A 16,074-nucleotide genomic window follows, 5' to 3' on the forward strand; every position below is an offset into this window, starting at 1 on the left:
TGCTTCCGCTTTAACCGGCGCTTTGCAATGGCTGCGATGACAGAGCGCATTGCCAATGCTGTTTGCTGCTGCAAGCCAGTCACAGAGGGGTCTCTCAGGGTTGCGGAGGCTTATGGGTAATCAGGTCGCTGCATGGAGTCTCCGCCGCACGGGCCACCCCCTGCAGCGGCAGCAGCGGGGCCGCCAGCAGAGCCAGCAGCAGGGGCCGGATTTCTGCCGCAAGGATCACGGCAGCGGCGGCACTTCCGGGAAGTGCTTGGCCATGCAGGCCTCACACACGCCGTGGGAGAACTCCACGTTGTCGTGGCTCTTGATGAAGGCCTCCACGCTCCCCCAGTAGCCCTGGTCGTTGCGAATGCCCTTGCAGTAGGAGCAGATCGGGATCAGCTCCTCCATCACATCGATGCGCTCGAGGGCGCCGGCGAGCTGATCGGACACCCGTTTCAGTTCCAGCTGCAGCACCACCTGCCGGGCCAGCGCCTTCAGTGAGCGGAGTTGCAGGTCGCTGAGGTCCCGGGGCCGGTGATCGATCACGCAGAGGGTGCCGATCCTCGCGCCTTCCGGTGTGGTGAGCGGGACCCCCGCATAGAACACGATGTGGGGCGACTGGCAGACCAGCGGGTTGTCACGGAAGCGCTCGTCTTCGCGGGCATCCCGCACCACGAGCGTGTCCTTGCCGAGAATCGCGTGGGCGCAGAACGACACATCCCGGCTCGTTTCGCTCACATCCACGCCGACCCTGGACTTGAACCACTGACGCTCGGCATCCACCAGGCTGATCAGCGCGATCGGCACCTCGCAGAGATGCGTCGCCAGCAAGGTGATGTCGTCGTACGACTGCTCGGGGGCCGTATCGAGGATGCAGTAGTCCTTCAGCGCCTCCAGGCGTGCCTCTTCACGGGAAGCCGCAGTCGGGCGCATGGTGGGCAGGCCGAGGCGAAAGATCTGAACCGAGGGCCAAAGGAGCCACCACAAACGTAGGGAGGGCCTCTCGATGGCCTCGCAGGGGTTCACATCTCCTCATGCCCTGCGGCGGCGATGACCGAACCCAGGGCTGACGACTCCTCTGGAGGCACCACTGAAGGCGTCCCTCAAGGCCCCCCCCCCGGCGGGTGGTCAGGCCAGTCCTGAATGCGGGGCCTGGGCCCGGCACCACGAGGAGGAGCAGAAGGCCTGCCGCCCTGCGCCAGCAGGCCATCGAACCGGCCGGCACCCCGGGTCGCTGACACCTGGCGTTGTTGTGAGTACAGAGGGTGGGTCACCCGGCGGACGGCTGCTCCAGGAGGCAGGAACCCATGAACAAGTTGAGCCAGGACAGAGCCCTGCGGTTCGCTCTGATCGCCGTGGGCCTCGTGTACACCTTCGGGCTCTACCCGCTGACGGTGATCTGGCCCGACGGCTTCATGTGGATGCCGCGCCAGGCCGAGTACGAACAGATGATCCTCGCCACCTTCGCGGTGCTGGGTGTGTTCCTGCTGCTCGCCGCACGGGCGCCCGCCGAGCACCGCAGCCTGATCGGCTTCGCCGGCTGGTCGAGCCTGGTGCATGGTCTGGTGATGCTGGTGCAGGCCCTGCGCGATCCGATGGAGCAGGCCAACCTCTTCGGAGACATCCCGGCCCTGATCGTGGTGGGAGTCCTGCTCCTGGTGCTCAACCGTCCGGCAGCGCCCCCCTCAGTGGTGTAGCCGGATCGGCCTGGCCAGCATCGCGCCCGAGTGTGAACCCGCTACGGGTCTCCGTACCCCAGGAGACAGGAAACGGGCGCTGGAGCAGATGGCAGCAGGCGGTCATCCGTAGCGGACTGATTTCTGGTGGATAGGTTTCAGTCGCCGCGGACAATTCCGACTAAGGTGAGAGCAAGGAGAAGATGCCAGAGCAGACACAATTCATCATGGTCGGCAACAGTCATTGGCTGTCGGAACAAGCCGTCGGATTCACAGGAGATCGCCATGGGAATAGAGGCCATGGAAACTTGCTCCAGATCTCATTTCTTCGTTTGTCTTCTCCTTGTTCAGGCCTGAATTGATCAGGCAAAAGTTTATTTTTGGAGATCACTGTCATGACCAATTCAACATCCCCAGCCAAGATCAGGAATTACGCGGAATCCGAGGGAGGAATGTGGGATTCAGAGGGTGAGAAACTGCTCGATCCCAAGGTCATCGAACCGAGGATGTACAGGGCCAGTCCGGAGAGCGCCAGTGGCTGGGGATTCCACCGCCGTGCCGAGCTCCTCAACGGTCGCCTCGCCATGCTCGGCTTCGTGATCGGTGTCTTGATCGAGGCCGTTTCTGGCCAGGGAATCCTGCAGCAGATCGGCCTTGGTGCCCTGCTGCGTTGACCCCTGCAGGTGTCGCTTTGTGAAAACCTCCTGACCAGGGCCTGAACCGGGAGAGCCTGCACGAGCGCGGCGATCATCGTCGATGAGCTGTTCGGCCGGCTGGGCCTTCCCTTTCGGCTCCTTCCGCGATCCCAATGCCCCCCACACCACCCGGTGGGATGGCCGTCACCCCAGGACATGCGCATGGCTGCCGTGCTGATCCAGGCCCCAGGGCTGATGCCCGCGTTGCTCGTGGCCGTGGCGGGCCTCCTGGTCTGGGCGGTCTGGCGCTGGCGGCGACACTTTGCGCCCCTGCGACAGCTGCCTGCGCCGCCGGGTGTTCCCCTGCTCGGGAACATCCCGGCGGTGCTCTCCGCCGTGCGCCACAAGCGCTTCTTTCAGCTCCTGCATGCCTGGAGCCAGGCCTATGGGCCGGTGTTCGTGTACTGGGCCGGCAAGCCCGTGGTGGTGCTCAGCCGGCCTGACCTGATCGAGAACACGATCGTGCAGGGAATGCGCTCCGGCAGCCTGATCCGCTCCCCCGGTACCCGGCAGGCCTGGAATGACATGCGCGGCCCGATCCTGATCGGCGAGGAGGGCCCGGCATGGCAGTGGCGGCGCAGGGCCTGGAATCCGGAATTCACCACCACCAGCGTTGCCGCCCATCTGCCCCTGCTCCAGCAGGCCAGCGCACAGGTTCTGGAGCGGCTCGAGCAGGCACCGGCCGGGCAGGCCATCGCGCTGGATCCCCTGTTCGTGGAGCTGGCCATGCGGGTCATCGCCGCCCTGATGCTGGGCATTCCCGTGGAGGAAGGTGCCGCAACTCCCGAGGGCCCACCCCTGGATGTGGCCCGCACCTATGACGCCATGGCCGTGCTGGGGTACCGCTTTCTCCGCCTCGCCACCGGCGAGAGCCGTTGGCTGAAGTTTCTCCCGATCCGAGCCTCGCGCCAGTACTGGGCAGCCCGCCGGCAGCTGGACGATCTGCTCGCCACCCGGGTGGCCCTGGCACTGCGCCTCAGGGACGGGGAGGCCGGCGATGAGGCGCGCGTCGCTCCGCTGTTCCGCCAGTCGCTGCTGGTGCGGATGGCGGCCAAGGAGCCCCGCTACGACCAGGACTCCCTGATTGCCGAGGCCATTGAATTTCTGATCGCCGGTACCGATACCACCGCCCACACCCTCTCCTTCGCCGCAGGCTCCCTGGCCCTGCATCCCGATGTCCTGGCCCGGGTCAGGCAGGAGGTGGATCAGGCCTGGGAGCGGCATGGCGGCCTGACGCCGGCGTGCATCGGCGCCCTGGATCTGGTGCGAGGGGTGATCAAGGAAACACTCCGCCTGTTTTCGGTGGCCTCGGGCTCCACCTCCCTGCAGGTGGTGAAGCAGACGGACTTGGCAGGGATCGGCCAGCTACCGGTGGGTACCTTCCTGATCTGGTCGATGCTGGGGGCTGGGCGGGATCCCCAGGCCTACCCCAGGCCGCTGGAGTTCCTGCCGGAACGCTGGCTCCAGGCCGGTGCGGGAGCGCCCTTGCCCCCGATGATCGACTTCGGCTCAGGGACCCACCGCTGCATCGGCGAACATCTGGCGATGCTGGAGGCCACGGTGATGCTGGCCCAGCTGCTGCGCCATTACGACTGGGAGCTGGTCAACGGCCCGGCCTCCCTGGAGAACCAGGAGCAGAACCTGCTGATCTATCCCGCCGACGGCATGCCCGTGCGGATCCGGCCACGGGTGATGCAGGCCGGCGCGGGCCTTTCATGATCGAGCAGCAGGGGTCTGGCACGTCCTTGGCGAGTCCGCGGTCACGGCTGCGTCGAGCAACTGTTCCGCAAGAGCGTCGGGATCGGCCATCGCATCGATCCCGTGACCGGCATTGCCGAGCACCTGAGGCTGGGCGCACAGCCTGTCCAGCAATCTGACCAGAACGGTGTCGTGGTCCTCCACCAGAGCGGAGTCCCTCGATCTGCACGGACCAGGCCTCGATCTGAACACGTTTCTGGGCGTCAGAACGATGTGACGTCAGGCGCTCACGTGGTGATCTTCAAATCCGAAGGCAAGCATCGGCTGAGCACATGTTGGGCGGACATGGGAGACATCCGTTGCTCTGGACTTAACATGATCGTCAGGATTATCCACATGGTGGGGGCATATCTGCCGAGAAGCAGTCGTCGTCGTGCTCGGCAGATCCCTGGCCTCAGTGCCATCTGGGTGACAGCAGTCCAGGGTTGGGCCCTCATCGACCTGATGGCTGCGGTTCGGGTGAACCCTCCCTCAGGACATTCCCATGATCGAATGCGTGAGCGGTCTGCCGGAAGGCACCCTCGGCTTTTCCTTCCGGGAGCAGATCACCGCTGACGATGACGATCGGGTGCTCACACCGGCGCTGGATCGTGCTCTCGAGCAGCACGACCGGCTCAAGCGTCTCGCCGTGCCGGGACCCGCCTTTGTGGGCTGCCCCCAGGTCTGGAGATGCCCTGCCCGGTGCGTGTGTTCGCCCATGCAGAGCTGGAGGATGCTCGGGGTTGGTTGGCCGGGTCGCTGGGCACCATGCACCTGGAGCGGCACGGTGATCTGATCCGGATCCAGCTCATCGGCACGGTCGAGGCCAGTGTCTATGACCGGATCGAACCCGACCTCGGCGCCCTGTGGCGCCACCTCGCGCTCGTCAGGGACCATCACCGGGCTGTTCGTCGCGTGGCGGTGGTGGGGGACAAGGCCTGGCAGGCCCTGGCAGAAACCTGGATCCGCCAGTGAACTGGAGCGCGGATCAAGCAGCCAGCTCCCTCAAGCCACAGCAGCCTGACGCTGAGGTGATACCGGAGCGGAGATCCTGGACGCAAGATCTGCATAGAGAGTGGCACGCCGTGGTCTGAGGCCTATGTTCAGACAATGATCCAGGCAATCCGCGTGCGCCCAGCGGGTGGATTGTCGGGACATCTTTGCGATCATCTCTCATCGCGACTGGCCCTCATCGCGAGGGCCTGAATCCTGTTGTGGAAGTGTTGCTGAGGGTCGATCAGTCCTGGCTCGAAGTCTTCGAGAACTTGCTGCAGACTCATCCTGGTCTCTCCCCCATGTCCCATTCCGCAGGACCTCACAACCCGACCCACGCTTTCGATCTGCTGGCCCACTTTGTGGATCCACCCAGCCCCCACCCCCGGAGGCCCTGGCTGCCTACGGCGGGAACCCTGCCGCAGTTCGGACATCGTCTGGGTGGACAACCTGCGGTTGTCTCGTTAACCAGTGCCCTGCGCAGTCTGGGGCAGGTGATCTTCATCAACAACCCGATCAGTGGCCTGTTGCTGCTGCTGGCCCTGCTCTGGCAATCGCCGGCGATGGGGATCTTCGCGGCGCTGGGAATCGCCACGGCAAACATCACATCCCTCGTGATCGGTGGCGATCGCAGTGCACGCCACAACGGCATCTATGGGTTCAATGGAGCGCTCGTGGGCAGTGCCGCAGCCGCCTTCGCCACCCTGGATGGCCATCTCAGCCTGCTGGCCTGGATGCCGTTGGTGGCCGTTGGGGCAGCCCTCACCACGCTGCTGCTCGTGAACCTGGGAGGCTGGCTGATCAGGCATCTCGGCGTGCCGCCCCTCACCCTGCCGTTCTGCCTGATCACCTGGGTGGTCCTGGCCCTGGTGATGGCCCTCAATCATCCGGCCCTGACCCTGATGGCGTCGGGCTCTGCCATAGGCCAGGCCCCTGCCGGCTTGGACCTGCTGCAGGGGGTGGTGCGGGGTTTCGGACAGGTGTTTCTCTGCCCATCACTGCCCAGTGGCCTGTTCGTTCTGGTGGCCGTCGCCGCCGGCAGCCCTCTGGCCGCCCTGCTGGGTGTGGCCGGGGGGCTGGTCTCCAGCCTCACGGCCCTGGCCATGGGCATGGATGCCGGTAGCGTCGCCCTGGGGCTCGGCAGCTACAACGGCGTGCTCACCGCCATCGCGATCGGCGGCACGTTCTACGCCACGACCCGTGAGAGCCTGCTGATCGCCTTGCTCGCGGCAGCTGGATCAAGCCTGGTGACACCGCCTCTGGCCCAGACCCTTGCCGCAGCCCGGCTGCCCCTGCTCACCTTTCCGTTCGTGGTGGCCACCATGGCCACGATGGTGGCGGTACGCCGGGCACGTCCCACTCTGCTGCCGGTGGCCCTGCACTCGGTGCTCACGCCCGAGGAACATCGCCAACGCTTCATCACCGCCCGATCGCTGCTGAAGCAGTTTCGCCGCCAGCTGCAGCGGGCGATCTCCGGTGAGAGGCAACCGATGCTCATGGCACAGGCCGATGCCGCCCAGCGTCAGGAACTCCAGAACCTGTTCGAGGAACTCGACCGTGATGGCAGCGGCAGCCTCAGCGTGGCGGAGCTTGCCACGGGGCTCATGCAGCGCCAGAGCGTGAACCGCGCCGACGTCACCAGCCGTCAACGATTTCTGCTGTTTCAGTCGATCCTGAAGCGGATGGATCTCGATGGCGATGGCCGGGTGGATCCCGAGGAATTCGGTGAACTGATGCTGCGTCTTCGTCGTTTGAAGGCTGGGCGCTCAGAGCTGCTCACCTACCTGCAACCGGCCGATGCCGACGGCAATGCCGAGCTCGACCCAGCCGAGCTCGACCGGCTGCTGGTGAGCGTCGGGCAGCCCCGCCTCCGGGAGCAGGAACACCAGGCGGTGTTCGCCGGTGGCGCCGCCGGCCCTGGCCTGAGCTGGGGACGCTTTCTCGATCTGCTGCTGCTGACCTGAGGGGTCGGGCAGAGGAAATGATCGGACGAGACAATGCACGATGGGACGATGCACCAGGATCCTTGATCATGGGACCGTTGAATCAACAGTTGCTGAGTCTTCATTGCATCGTTTTCAGGGTGTTCTTTCCTGGGTTGTTGTTGCGCTGGCCCTGCTGATCGGCCTGATCAGTCATCCAATGGTCGCCGCTTCTGGCGCTGAGGCCGAGCCCGTTCGGGCTGTTTCTGTGCAGGGTTCCGTGGCGATGATCACGGGCGAAGGGGGAAACATCGGGGCCCTCACCGGTTCACAGGGAACCCTGCTGGTGGATGCAAGGTTTGCCCGCCGTGGCGCCGGGATCGTGCCCCACACACGTGTGCGCAAGCGCCTGGCTGAGGGCTCGAGAATCCCGGCGTTTCAGAGGTGACCCCGCCTGCTCCCGGCGATGCCCTGCCGGTGCTGACCTTCGAGACCGGCCTGCAGCTGCATGTCGACGATGAGACCATCGACCTCCTGCACCTGCCTGCCGCACACATTGACGGCGATGCCATCATGCACTTCCACAACGCCGATGTGATTCCCTCAGGTGATGTGTGGTTCAACGGAAAGAACCCCTTCTTCGACTCCACCAATGGCGGCACCCTCAACGGGGCGATCGCTGAATCACTGTGATCTGGGCTGGGATGTGAGCCATCTGAGCCATCACTTCTGCTCTCCCGCTGGCTCCCACGGCTCAACGTTCAGCGCGAGCCGTCTGTTGTCTGTTCAGCCTTGACGAGAGGCCGCGATCGCCGCCGCCCAGGCTTGTTTGGGCGGGTCATCAGGAGCAAGCTCAGCCCAATCCAGAATCCGGCTCAGTTCTGCCAGGTCCAGATCAGACCCTGGCCGGTGTAGTAAATCCCTGCCGCCAACAGCACCAGGGTGCTCAGTCGGGTGATCATTCCGCTATGGCTGAGCAGCCGCCTGGATGCACTCAGCAGGCCCACCCAGAGGCTGGACGCGGCAATCACCACGGTGTAGCCCAGGGCGTAGCTCATCATCGTGACCACCGACAGCTCCGTGGAGCCCGTGCCGGCAGCGGCTGCGAGCACCGAGAAGAGCACCGGACTGGCGCACGGGGAGCTGATCAGGCCGAAGCCGATCCCCACCAGGAACGGTCCACCGGCGGGGGGCAGTTCCGGCAGGCGGGGCAGGGGCAGGGGCACCCAGCCGTTCAGCTTCAGGCCCATCACCAGGATGGTCAGTCCCACCGCCAGGTGCACCGGGCCGCGGTGGTCCACCACGATCGCCGAAGCGAAGGAGGCGATCAGCCCGAACAGGCTGAGCACAACGACGGTGCCGGCCACGAAGCCCCCCACCCTCACGGCGGCCTGGCGCCGGCTGAGCGTGCCGAGCGTGCCGATGTAACTGAGGTTCAGCGGCAGCATGGCCAGCACGCAGGGCGAGACGCTCGCCAGCAGTCCGCCGCCGAACGCCACCAGCGGCAGCAGAATTCCGGGGCCAGCGGGCCTGGCCTCGAACTGCCGGGCGTAGGCCTGCGACACGCTGAGGATCGCCAGATCGAGCTGCGCGCCGATCCGCGGCAGCCATTGCAGCGCCAGCACCCCGAGCAGCGCCAGCCCGGCCAGCGTCAGCAGCAGGGAACGGCCCTTCCAGCGAGCAGCACTGTTCACGGCTTGAGCTGCGCCTGAGTCTTCCGGATCGCCGAGCTGTAGGCGCGCTCATCGGTGCTGGCCCGGAAGGTCTGCACCGTGGCGCCGGTGGCCGGGTTGATCACGGCCACCAGCGAGGTCTGACTGCGGTTGGCCTCCAGGAAGGCGCCAAGCCCCAGCGTCGCGGCCCTGGCACGCGAGGCCTTCAGCTTGCCGGCATCCGACACATCGAATGTCACGAACGTGGCCTTCCCGGCCTGCTCTTGCTCAAGGGAGCGCAGGGTGGGGGCGATCGTGCGGCAGGCCCCGCACCAGCTGGCGTAGATGTCAACCACAACCGGTTTGCCCTGCAGGGAAGGGGCCAGGGGGGCAGCCTGTGTCTGAGCGACCCATCCGCCGGCAGCCACGGCCGCTGGCCGGGTGCCGGCTTCAGTGAATCCAGGCAGGACGACGGGCTGAGGGGCGGTGAGTGCGAGCAGCAGGGCGGTCAGGGGAATCGGCATCACAACGGCGGACAGGTCCACCTCAAGTACCGAACCAGCCCTGAATCGGTTTGCATCGATGGGGGGAGCTGCGCCAACGGGCCGGAAAGGTCGGCGCAGGGCGGCATCATGGGCACCCGCCGACCGTCTCCGGCCCAGTGTTGACTGTCTCCCTCGGCACTCCGGACGATGCCCGCCTCGAGGCCCTGCGCCAGGAGTTCGAGCATGAGGCCAGCTTCAACCTGGTGTTCGTGGTGCTCATGGTGGGGGCCACCCTGATCGCCAGCCTGGGCTTGCTGGCCAACAGCCCCGGTGTGGTGATCGGCGCCATGGTGGTCGCCCCCTGGATCCTGCCGCTGCAGGCGATGGCCTTCGAGATCCTGCGGGGGCGGCTGCCGATGTTTCTGCGGGCCCTGCGCACCCTGCTGCTGGGGGTGGTGATCTGCGTGCTGCTGGCGATGGGGGTGGGCCATCTGGTGGCCTTCCCCAGCTTCGGCAGCGAGGTGATGAACCGCACCAGCCCCAACCTGCTGGATCTGGGCGTGGCCCTGGTGGCCGGAGCGGTGGCGATGTTCGCCAAGCTCAGGAAGGACGCGATCTCGGCCCTGGCCGGCCTGGCGATCGCCGTGGCCCTGGTGCCACCGATGTGCGTGGTGGGAATCCTGCTGGCCTCCTCCTACTGGGCCCAGGCCTATGGGGCGCTGCTGCTCTTCACCACCAACCTGCTGGGGATCATGGTGGGCGCGATGGCGGCCCTGGCCACCCTCGAGCGGGTGTATCGGCGCCGCCTGTTCCACAGCCGCCTCGGTCTCACCAGCGTGGCCCTCACCGCCCTGCTGGTGATCCCGCTCGGCACGAGCTTCTTTCGCCTGGTCGACCGCTACCGACTGGAAACGAAGGCGCAGCAGCTGGAGACCGTGATCGAACAGCAGTTGCGCAGCAGCACCATCACCCTGGGCGCTGATCCAGCCATCGACATGGTCGGGATCTCGATCGACTGGCAGAAGAATCCACCGCTGATCCGGGCCCAGGTGCGGGTCACCGATCCCGCGCTGCCCACGTCAGCACAGGTGGCGGCGGTGCAGGACTTCATCAACAGGAACCAGGCCCCCTTGCGCTTCCGGCTGGTGGTGCAACGCTCCGCGGTGGACCTGATCGGTCCGGAAACCGCTCCCAATCCCCCCGAGCTGGAGGTGCTGCCTCCGCCGGCGCTGCCACCGTTGCCGGCAGGACAACCAGCCGAGGAGTAGGGGGCGCCGCCGTCAGGGAGCCTGGATCCCAGGGGCGACCTCAGCGGCAGCCCCGGGATCGGCCAGCACCAGGCGCAGCAGCACCGGAGCCAGAAAGGTGGTGCCGATCACCATCAGCAGGATCGCCGCCTCCAGCGATGACCCCAGCACCCCGGTCTGGGTGCCCAGGCCGAGAAAGATCAACCCCACCTCGCCGCGGGGCATCATCCCAAGCCCCACCGCCAGCCGGTTGGTGGGCTCCCGGCTGACGTAGCTCCATCCGGCCGCCACCTTGCTGACCACGGCAGCCGCCAGCAGAAAGCCGGCAATCACCAGCCCTTCGTGGTTGGCGGCGTCGAAGGGATTGAGCACGGACAGATCCATGCCGCTGCCGATCAGCACGAAGAAGACGGTGGCGAACAGCGCCACCAGGGGCTTCACCGCCTCCTCGATCGCATGCCGGTGCCGCGAGGAACTCAGGATCAGGCCGCCGGCGAAGGCCCCCAGGGCCGCCTCCAGGCCGAAGGCCTGGGCGGCGAAGCAGGCCACCGTGAGCACCAGGAAGGCCGCCACCACCACCTCTCCCGGGGCCTGCAGGCGATCGAGCAGCCAGTCGAAGGAGGGGGCGGCGGTCCGACTCAGGACCAGCGCCACGATCACGAACACCCCGGCCGCCGCGATTTCGAGCTGGTGGCCACCGGCCGCGAGCAGAAGGGCTGGAACGTCCATGGCAGGCCGGCTGGGGCGATGCTGGGCATCTTTTCACCCCTCTCCATCGATCGGGGTCGGGATCAGAGACTGAGGATCGACGATGGACAGGTTCCACAGGCCATCAGGACGGCGCCGCCGCGGGTCCCCCAGGCGACCCGGAGGTCCTCCCGTGGGCCGGCCGGCCATCTCCTGGGGTGTCGTGGCCGTCATCACCCTGATCCTGGCCGCTGCGTCGATCGTGATCGTCCACCAGCAGCAGGCCGGCCATCACCCCCTCAAGATGCGCCGGGAACTGCGAAAGTTCTGAGCAGAACCGCTGCTGCATCGCATCGGCGAGTGCTCTCCGTCGTGAGGCGATCGGGTGGTGATGGCCAGACCCTGAGGATCGCCGCTGCCGCTGGGATCGCCTCACACCCGTTCGTCTTCACGCCCCCCCCATCTGACTGCCATGCCGCTTCCGGATCCCCTGCTGGGAGCCGGCGATCCGGACGTGTTCCGCATCGTCGGCTCCGGCGGCCGCTCCGCCCTTCTGCTCACCGCCGACCACGCCGGCCGTGCCATTCCCGGCCGCCTGGCCGGTCTTCAGCTCGGCCGCGGGGTGCTCGATACCCATGTGGCCTGGGATCTGGGGGTGGCCGGGCTGGGCGAGCGCCTGGCGGCCCGGCTGGATGCCTTCCTGATCCTGCACAACTATTCGCGGCTGGTGATCGACGTGAACCGTCCGCCCTGGGCGCCGGACTCGATCGTGAGCCTCAGCGAGCACACACGGATCCCGGCCAATGACGCGCTCTCCTCTGCCGAGCGTGAGCAACGGCGGAGCGCGCTCTTCGATCCCTACCACCGCCGCATCGCCGCTGAGCTCGATGGGCGCTCCCGCCGCGGCCAGCCCACTGTGCTGGTGGCTCTGCACAGTTTCACGCCGGTGCATGCCGGCCAGGAGCGTCCCTGGCACGTGGGTGTGCTTCATGGCCGTGACGGGCGCCTGGCCCGACGGCTGCTGCGGGAACTCAGGCGGGATCCAGGCCTGCAGGTGGGCGACAACGAGCCCTATGCGGTGAGTGATGCCAGCGACCACACACTGGTGGTGCACGGCGAGCAACGGCGGATTCCCCATGTGGAACTGGAGGTCCGCCAGGACCTGCTGGCCACGGCGGCGGGGCAGCAGGAGTGGGCCGAGCGCCTCGCCGACGTGCTGGAAACCGCACTGGCGGAGGCCTTGCCGCCGCTGCAGGTCGGTCCGTCGTCCCTAGGCTGATGCATGGACTCACAGCACAACCCCGCCCCGATGCCGTCTGGAGCGGTCGAGATCCGCGTGGGGTTCGACCTGGCACTCCGCTGCCCGCAGCCGACGCCGATGATCGTGACCCTCGGCGTGCATGCCAGCCGGGCGGCGGATCTGCTCGAGCCCGACACGCTGCAGACGATCCCCGAGGTGCCCCTGCGCTCCTACGTGGATTCCTTCGGCAACCACTGCCAGCGGCTGGTGGCACCGGCCGGTGTGCTGCGGTTGCAGGCCACGGGGCTGGTGGCGGATTCGGGCCGGCCCGATCCGGTACTGCCCCAGCTGCAGCAGCGACCGGTGGACGACCTGCCGGACGAAGTGCTCCTCTACCTGCTCAGCAGCCGCTACTGCGAAAGCGATCTGCTCACCGATCTGGCCTGGTCGCTGTTCGCGGAGACTCCCACCGGCTGGGGGCGGGTGCAGGCGATCTGTGACGCCGTGCACCGCCATGTGCGCTTCGACTACAGCCGCACCAGCCCCACCAAATCAGCCCTGACCACCTACCAGAGCCAGGAGGGTGTCTGCCGCGACTTCACCCATCTCGCGATCGCCTTCTGCCGCTGCATGAACATCCCGGCCCGCTACTGCACCGGTTACCTGAGCGACATCGGCGTGCCACCGCCCCACTCGGCCATGGACTTCTCGGCCTGGTTCGAGGCCTACCTCGACGATGGCTGGCACGTCTTCGACCCGCGCAACAACACCCCGCGGATCGGGCGGATCCTGATCGCCCGCGGCCGGGATGCAGCCGATGTGGCGCTCACCACCAGCTTCGGCCCCTCGACACTGGACTCCTTCCGGGTGTGGACCGCCTGATCAGGCCTGCATGGGGACCCCGTCAGGGGAGGGTGAAGCCTGAGGTGTTCAGGTGCTTGAGATCGAGCATCACGATGGTGAGCCAGCCCAGCAGCGCCAGGCCGCCAAGGACAGCCAGGACGACCAGGACGCCAGTCAGCACTGATCCGCCAGTGCCTTTGTTGTTCGTCACAGGCTGATGGTCTGGGAGCGTGAAGTATGCCACGGCCAGGTATCACGTGGCTTGGCCTCTCGAGTCGGCACGGGATGGTTTCTGAGTGATCCAACGGCAGGATGATTCGCCAAGGTTTCACAGTGCTGCAGGCTCACATCAGTGCAGGTTCCGATCAATGCAGCTTTGGATGTTCAGGCTCAGGATCAGTCCGATGCTGGTTCTCTGGATCGGCGTGAGTCTCTGGAGGATCGAACAGGCCTCAGCCCTGCCGCACCGAGGCTGAGGGTCGGTCTCCCGCACCTTCTCAAGGGTCTCCGGCGGATCGACAGTCAGATCAAGAGGGATCCACCCGGCGGTTGTCGCCGACCGTGGTTCAGGGGGTGCCGGAACCCGCATCATCCTGAACTCCGCAATCAGCGCGGCCGTACCGGCCTGGATCACATCCTCACCACCCTTTCACCCAGGAGGTCGCACCATGGCGCTCATGAAACGCGAATCGCTCAAGGATGTCGAAGATCTGTTCGATCGCTACACCCTCGGGCTGCCCTGGCCATTCGGCCGCACCAGTTCAGCTCTGGCGAACGGGCCCCTGCATGACTGGCACCCGCGTGTGGACATCTCCGAATCCGACACGGGCTATGAGGTGCGGGCCGACATCCCCGGAGTCCGCAAGGACGACCTGAAGGTCACCCTCCAGGACGGTGTCCTCACCATTCAGGGTCAGCGCCAACAGGAGCACAAGGAGGACACTGAGCGCATGCACCGGGTCGAGCGGGCCTACGGCAGCTTCAGCCGCAGTTTCACCCTCCCCGACGATGCCGACGCGTCAGCGATGACCGCCACGGCCAACGATGGCCAGCTGACGGTGTCCCTGCCCCGCAAGGGCCCCCGTCCGAGCGAGGAACCGGTCCAGATTCCGGTCCAGTGATCCCGGCCGGGCCATGGCCTGGCCATCGCTGAGACCACGCCTCTGTCCGCTTGCGATGCTGGCTGGATGAGTCCCCCTGCCGCCGAAGCCGTTGACGCCGTGGTGGTGGGAGCCGGACTCTCCGGCCTGGTGGCGGCCCGTGCTCTGCAGAAGGCGGGCCGCTCACTGCGGCTGATCGAGGCAGCCGCCACGGTGGGGGGTCGGATGACCGGTGAGCGCCTCCAGCTGGAGGGCGGCCGCCAGCCCTGGATCGACCTCGGCGGCCAGTGGGTCGGCCCCAGCCAGACCCGCATGCTGGACCTTCTCGACCGCCACGGCATCCGCCGTTTCGAGTCTCCCCATGCCGGCGATACGGTGCTGGTGTTCGGCGCGAGCCGCTGCACGTTCGCCGGTTTCTTCCAGGGCTTCCCCGAGGGTCAGCCCCCCGCCGTGCCCAGCGCCGACTGGGACGATGCCATGGCCGCCCTGGAGCGGTTCCAGGCCCTGGTGGCCCAGCTGCCGGCGGGCCACCCCCATCACCATCCCGCCGCCGCCGAGCTCGATCGCCGCAGCTTCCAGGACTGGATCGACGAGACCACCCACACGCCCTTCGCCGCCTGGTATTTCGCCTATTTCTGCCGGGCCGTCGGCTTCCTCGGCCCTGCTGAGCCGGAGCAGGTCTCGCTCCTGCACGTGCTCTGGGGCCAGCGCACCGCCCCCCAGGGCGAGCGCCCGGAGGAGTTCCTGCTCCATGGCGGTGCCGGCCAGCTGCCGGCCCTGCTCAGCGGCGAGTTGGGGGAGGGGGTGCTGCGTCTGGGCGAGCCGGTGCGGGCCATTGAGCAGCTGTCCCCTGAGGCCGGGCACCCGGTGCGGGTGCACACCGATCGGGCCACCTATCCCTGCCGGGCCGTGATCGTGGCGATGCCGCCGGCGCAGGTGGCCCAGCTGCGCTTCATGCCGGAGCTGCCCGCCGACCGCCGGCAGCTCAACCAGGAGATGGCGATGGGCGCCTGCGCCAAGGTGCTGGTGGTGTATGCGAAGCCCTGGTGGCGGCAGCAGGGGCTGTCGGGGATCGCCATCGGCGATCGTCCCGTCGTGGAACTCTGCGCCGACAGCTCCGATCCCGAAAACGGCTGTGGGGTCCTGGCCGCTTTCGTGGCGGGGCATCGTCACCGGTGCTGGGCCGGCCTGGGCGAAGCCGGGCGCCGGCAGGCGGTGCTGGCGGATCTGGCCGCCTACCTGGGACCCCAGGCCCTCGAGCCCCTGGCCTATGTGGAGAAGGACTGGCCGTCGGTTCCGTTCGTGGCTGGCGCCTATGCCGGCTGGATGCCGCCGGGGCTGTGGACCCGCTGCGGTGAGGCCATGCGCCGGCCCCACGGCCGGGTGTTCTGGGCCGGCACCGAGGTGGCCGAGCGCTGGCCCGGGTTCTTCGAGGGGGCGGTGCGCAGCGGCGAGGAGGCAGCGGCGGCGCTGGTTCAACGGCTTGGCTGAATCCAGATCTCCTCAGTTGCGCGAGCGCGATCCCCGCGAGCTGGGCTGGCGGCTCTGGAGCCTGCATGCCCTGCGCACGGCCCTCGCGGCCGGTGTCTCGATGGCCGTGGCCAGCGGCCTCCGCCTGCCGGATCCCTACTGGGCACCGATCACCACGATCATCGTCACCCAGTCGACCCTGGTCGACTCCTGGCTGATCTCACGCCGCCGGCTGCTGGGCACGGCCCTGGGCGCGGCGGCTTACCAGCGCTGGCTGGCCGCGCGGCCTGATGTGGCCAGCGTACGCACCGGGCTGGTGGTGGCGGTGCTGGCCAGCAC

Annotated in this window: 18 protein-coding genes and 1 pseudogene; 13 read left to right on the forward strand and 6 right to left on the reverse strand. The window is 67.1% G+C overall.

Going from position 1 to position 16,074, the window contains the following annotated elements; genetic code table 11:
* Window positions 1-94: 94 nt before the first annotated feature.
* Both VB734_RS05370 and VB734_RS05375 read right to left on the reverse strand, forming a co-directional pair.
* Window positions 95-229, reverse strand: coding sequence for a hypothetical protein (locus tag VB734_RS05370; protein ID WP_322782224.1), 135 nt, complete (start codon window positions 227-229; stop codon window positions 95-97).
* Window positions 226-921 carry a GAF domain-containing protein gene (locus tag VB734_RS05375; protein WP_197161600.1) on the reverse strand — a complete coding sequence of 232 codons (696 nt, stop codon included), beginning with the start codon at window positions 919-921 and terminating at the stop codon, window positions 226-228. Before VB734_RS05375 ends, VB734_RS05370 begins: the two co-directional genes overlap by 4 nt.
* Window positions 922-1,295: 374 nt before the next feature.
* Here VB734_RS05375 and VB734_RS05380 point away from each other — a divergent pair, with 374 nt between their 5' ends.
* The 7 genes from VB734_RS05380 (at window position 1,296) to VB734_RS05410 (ending at window position 7,704) form a co-directional block, all read left to right on the forward strand.
* Window positions 1,296-1,685 carry a DUF6632 domain-containing protein gene (locus VB734_RS05380; protein ID WP_197161603.1) on the forward strand — a complete coding sequence of 130 codons (390 nt, stop codon included), beginning with the start codon at window positions 1,296-1,298 and terminating at the stop codon, window positions 1,683-1,685.
* Between the two features lie 485 nt (window positions 1,686-2,170).
* Window positions 2,171-2,338 carry a chlorophyll a/b-binding protein gene (locus tag VB734_RS05385; RefSeq protein ID WP_231594975.1) on the forward strand — a complete coding sequence of 56 codons (168 nt, stop codon included), beginning with the start codon at window positions 2,171-2,173 and terminating at the stop codon, window positions 2,336-2,338.
* Window positions 2,339-2,521: 183 nt separating this feature from the next.
* Window positions 2,522-4,078: a cytochrome P450 gene (locus VB734_RS05390; RefSeq protein WP_231594527.1), complete on the forward strand. Its 1,557-nt coding sequence runs from the start codon at window positions 2,522-2,524 to the stop codon at window positions 4,076-4,078.
* A 708-nt stretch (window positions 4,079-4,786) separates the two neighbouring features.
* Complete coding sequence (locus VB734_RS05395) at window positions 4,787-5,071, forward strand: STAS/SEC14 domain-containing protein (protein WP_197161608.1); 285 nt, start codon at window positions 4,787-4,789, stop codon at window positions 5,069-5,071.
* A 320-nt stretch (window positions 5,072-5,391) separates the two neighbouring features.
* On the forward strand, window positions 5,392-7,053 hold the full coding sequence (locus VB734_RS05400; RefSeq protein WP_197161610.1) for an urea transporter: 1,662 nt from the start codon (window positions 5,392-5,394) through the stop codon (window positions 7,051-7,053).
* 238 nt (window positions 7,054-7,291) lie between these two features.
* The gene (locus tag VB734_RS05405; protein WP_323243079.1) at window positions 7,292-7,459 is read left to right on the forward strand and encodes a hypothetical protein; all 168 of its coding nucleotides are present in this window, start codon (window positions 7,292-7,294) and stop codon (window positions 7,457-7,459) included.
* Window positions 7,456-7,704, forward strand: coding sequence for a hypothetical protein (locus VB734_RS05410; protein ID WP_197161616.1), 249 nt, complete (start codon window positions 7,456-7,458; stop codon window positions 7,702-7,704). Before VB734_RS05405 ends, VB734_RS05410 begins: the two co-directional genes overlap by 4 nt.
* 182 nt (window positions 7,705-7,886) lie before the next feature.
* Here the strand turns inward: VB734_RS05410 and VB734_RS05415 are convergent, their stop codons facing one another.
* On the reverse strand, window positions 7,887-8,705 hold the full coding sequence (locus VB734_RS05415; protein ID WP_197161617.1) for a cytochrome c biogenesis protein CcdA: 819 nt from the start codon (window positions 8,703-8,705) through the stop codon (window positions 7,887-7,889).
* Complete coding sequence (locus tag VB734_RS05420) at window positions 8,702-9,208, reverse strand: thioredoxin family protein (RefSeq protein WP_323243080.1); 507 nt, start codon at window positions 9,206-9,208, stop codon at window positions 8,702-8,704. The genes VB734_RS05415 and VB734_RS05420 overlap by 4 nt, the downstream gene beginning before the upstream one ends.
* Before the next feature lie 116 nt (window positions 9,209-9,324).
* Between VB734_RS05420 and VB734_RS05425 the strand changes: the two genes are divergently transcribed.
* Window positions 9,325-10,416: a DUF389 domain-containing protein gene (locus VB734_RS05425; protein ID WP_416223686.1), complete on the forward strand. Its 1,092-nt coding sequence runs from the start codon at window positions 9,325-9,327 to the stop codon at window positions 10,414-10,416.
* A gap of 12 nt (window positions 10,417-10,428) precedes the next feature.
* On the opposite strand, the pseudogene VB734_RS05430 reads toward VB734_RS05425, so the two are convergent.
* Window positions 10,429-11,076, reverse strand: a pseudogene (locus tag VB734_RS05430) (cation:proton antiporter); the annotation flags it as partial.
* Between the two features lie 81 nt (window positions 11,077-11,157).
* A complete protein-coding gene (locus VB734_RS05435) occupies window positions 11,158-11,316 on the reverse strand; it encodes a hypothetical protein (protein WP_322782226.1) in 159 nt (52 codons plus the stop codon).
* A gap of 238 nt (window positions 11,317-11,554) precedes the next feature.
* Here VB734_RS05435 and VB734_RS05440 point away from each other — a divergent pair, with 238 nt between their 5' ends.
* The 5 genes from VB734_RS05440 to VB734_RS05460 form a co-directional block, all read left to right on the forward strand.
* Window positions 11,555-12,361 (forward strand): N-formylglutamate amidohydrolase, encoded by an 807-nt coding sequence (locus tag VB734_RS05440; protein WP_197161628.1) that lies wholly within the window; start codon window positions 11,555-11,557, stop codon window positions 12,359-12,361.
* 30 nt (window positions 12,362-12,391) lie between these two features.
* Entirely contained in the window at window positions 12,392-13,204 is an 813-nt protein-coding gene (locus VB734_RS05445; RefSeq protein ID WP_231594528.1) for a transglutaminase-like domain-containing protein, read from the forward strand.
* Between the two features lie 638 nt (window positions 13,205-13,842).
* Window positions 13,843-14,286 (forward strand): Hsp20/alpha crystallin family protein, encoded by a 444-nt coding sequence (locus VB734_RS05450; RefSeq protein WP_231594529.1) that lies wholly within the window; start codon window positions 13,843-13,845, stop codon window positions 14,284-14,286.
* Between the two features lie 66 nt (window positions 14,287-14,352).
* Entirely contained in the window at window positions 14,353-15,756 is a 1,404-nt protein-coding gene (locus VB734_RS05455; protein ID WP_322782227.1) for a flavin monoamine oxidase family protein, read from the forward strand.
* The coding region (locus VB734_RS05460; RefSeq protein ID WP_323243081.1) for an FUSC family protein at window positions 15,749-16,074 on the forward strand (326 nt) is incomplete at its 3' end. The genes VB734_RS05455 and VB734_RS05460, both read left to right, overlap by 8 nt.

It is taken from the genome of Synechococcus sp. BA-124 BA4 (assembly GCF_034931165.1).

Bases quoted from the DNA above. Each gene is read 5' to 3' on its own strand.
- VB734_RS05395 (WP_197161608.1), top strand. From the start codon at position 4,787: ATGCCCTGCCCGGTGCGTGTGTTCGCCCATGCAGAGCTGGAGGATGCT.
- VB734_RS05445 (WP_231594528.1), top strand. From the start codon at position 12,392: ATGCCGTCTGGAGCGGTCGAGATCCGCGTGGGGTTCGACCTGGCACTC.
- VB734_RS05455 (WP_322782227.1), top strand. From the start codon at position 14,353: ATGAGTCCCCCTGCCGCCGAAGCCGTTGACGCCGTGGTGGTGGGAGCC.
- VB734_RS05380 (WP_197161603.1), top strand. From the start codon at position 1,296: ATGAACAAGTTGAGCCAGGACAGAGCCCTGCGGTTCGCTCTGATCGCC.
- VB734_RS05390 (WP_231594527.1), top strand. From the start codon at position 2,522: ATGGCTGCCGTGCTGATCCAGGCCCCAGGGCTGATGCCCGCGTTGCTC.
- VB734_RS05375 (WP_197161600.1), bottom strand. From the start codon at position 921: ATGCGCCCGACTGCGGCTTCCCGTGAAGAGGCACGCCTGGAGGCGCTG.
- VB734_RS05400 (WP_197161610.1), top strand. From the start codon at position 5,392: ATGTCCCATTCCGCAGGACCTCACAACCCGACCCACGCTTTCGATCTG.
- VB734_RS05440 (WP_197161628.1), top strand. From the start codon at position 11,555: ATGCCGCTTCCGGATCCCCTGCTGGGAGCCGGCGATCCGGACGTGTTC.
- VB734_RS05450 (WP_231594529.1), top strand. From the start codon at position 13,843: ATGAAACGCGAATCGCTCAAGGATGTCGAAGATCTGTTCGATCGCTAC.
- VB734_RS05385 (WP_231594975.1), top strand. From the start codon at position 2,171: ATGTACAGGGCCAGTCCGGAGAGCGCCAGTGGCTGGGGATTCCACCGC.
- VB734_RS05435 (WP_322782226.1), bottom strand. From the start codon at position 11,316: ATGACGGCCACGACACCCCAGGAGATGGCCGGCCGGCCCACGGGAGGA.